Raw genomic sequence first — 2,162 nt, forward strand, 5'->3', positions numbered from 1 at the left:
GGGTCCTGGACGAGGTGGCGGCGCGGGCGGCTGACGCCGGCATGACCGTCCTGACCGGGCACTGCGTCGACCTCGGTGACGTGGGTCTGCCCTATCTGCCGTTCACCGAGATCCTCGGAGCACTCGCCGACGACGAGCGCTTCGCCGCCGCCCTGGCCGCGCATCCGGCGGTCGACCGGCTGCTCGGCGCCGGCACGGACGCGGCTCGGGACGCGGGCGGCCGGCTGCGCCTCTTCGAGGGCATCGCCGGACTCCTGGCCGACCTCTCGGACATCGCTCCCCTGCTCCTGGTCCTGGAGGACCTGCACTGGGCCGACCAGTCCTCCCGCGACCTGCTCCGCTTCCTGCTCAGCCGGGGCATCCTCCAGCGCCCGGCCGGCGGGGCGCCCACCCACCGCCTCGCGGTCTTCGCGTCGTACCGCGCGGACGACCTCCACCGCCGCCATCCCCTACGGCCCCTGCTGGCCGAGCTGGTACGGCTGCCCGCCGTGGAGCGTCTGGAGCTGCGGCCCATGGGGGACGCGGAGGTCGCCCGGCTGGTCCGGGCACTGCGCACGGGTCCGTTGCCGGACGGCACCGTCCGCCGGATCGTCGAGCGCGCCGAGGGAAACGCCTTCTACGCCGAGGAGTTGCTCGCGGCCACCGACATGGAGGCGGGCGGGGTGCCGAGCGGTCTGGCCGACGTCCTGCTGATCCGCTTCGAGCAACTCTCCGACACCGCCCAGCAGGTGCTGCGCACCGCCGCCGTCGCGGGCCGCCGGGTCGAGTACGACCTGCTGCGTGAGGCGATCCAACTCCCCGAGGACGAGCTGGAATCGGCACTGCGGGAAGCGGTCGAGCGACAGCTCCTCGTCCCCGGGCACGGCGACACGTACTCCTTCCGGCACGCCCTGGCCCGCGAGGCGGTGTACGCGGATCTGCTCCCCGGCGAGCGCTCCCGGCTGCACGGCTCGTTCGCCCGCCTCCTCGCCGGACGCGGCCACCTTGCCGAGAGCGCGGCCGAGCGCGCCCACCACTACCGCGAGAGCCACGACCTGGCCGAGGCGCTGGCCGCCTCCCTGGAGGCCGCCGACCACGCCCAGCGGGTGGGCGCGCCCGCCGAGGAGCTACGGCATCTCGAAACCGCCCTCGATCTGTGGAGGTCGGTCGATCCGGCGGCCCGGCCCTCCGGCGAGGGCACCGACAGCGTGACCCTCACCCTGCGCGCCTCGGCTGCGGCGGCGCACGCCGGGGACGCGCACCGCGCGGTGTCCCTCACCCGGTCCGCGCTCGCCGGGATCGGCCAGGACACCGACTCCGAGCTGGCCGCCCGGGTCCGCTACACCCTGGCCGGCAATCTCATGGGCGTCGACAGTCTCACCGCCGCGTTCGCCTACAGCAGCGAGGCCCTCGCGATGATCCCCGCCGAACCGCCCTCGCGGACCTGGGTGTGGGCGGCGGCCACCCATGTGCTGACGGCACGTCAGGTCGGTGAGGACGAGATCGCGCTGCGGGTCGCCCGCCAGGCCCTGCGCACCGCCGAGGAGCTCCAACTGGTCGACGCCCGGGCCGATCTGCTGATCTCGCTGGCCACTCTCGAAGGAGGCGGCCGGCGCACCAAGGAGGGCCGCGAGCGGCTCGCCCAGGCACGCGAGCTGGCCCGGCAGGCCGGGCACGCGCCCGTGGAGATGCGCGCCCTGTTCCATCTGGCCATCGGCAACTTCGAGTCCGGGCACCTGGAGGAGTCCCTGCCCTGGCTCACCGAGGGGCTGGACCGGGCCCGTCGCGCCGGGCTGCTGTCCTCGCCGTACCCGCTGGAGATGCGCTATCTCCAACTCCTGGTGCTGTACACACTCGGACGCTGGGACGAGTGCGAGACGGTCGCCACGAGCGACGCGAAGGTGTTGCCACGGATGGGCGGCTTCACCATGGGACCCGCGCTGTATGTGGCGCTGGCGCGCGGCGACTTGAAGGCCGCCGACCGGGCACGCGCCTTGCTGAAGGGGCCGTTCGACTGGATGGCCTCGATGGTGTCGGGCATCGTACTGACCGACGCGGGCGGCTTGCGGGACGACCCGGAGGCGGCCGTGGAAGCGATGCGCGCGACGGTCGCTGCGCTCACCGACGATTCCGGCCGGCGTCCCGACCTCACGGTCCGGCTCGCCGCCCTCGCCCTCGCCCCG

Annotated in this window: 1 protein-coding gene; it reads left to right on the forward strand. The window is 74.2% G+C overall.

What is annotated here, in order from left to right; translation table 11 throughout:
• On the forward strand, positions 1–2,162 hold a 2,162-nt coding region (locus R6V09_RS51610), incomplete at both ends, for an ATP-binding protein (protein ID WP_317888321.1).

Origin of the sequence: Streptomyces sp. W16 (assembly GCF_033194735.1) — a bacterium.
GTDB lineage: Bacteria > Actinomycetota > Actinomycetes > Streptomycetales > Streptomycetaceae > Streptomyces.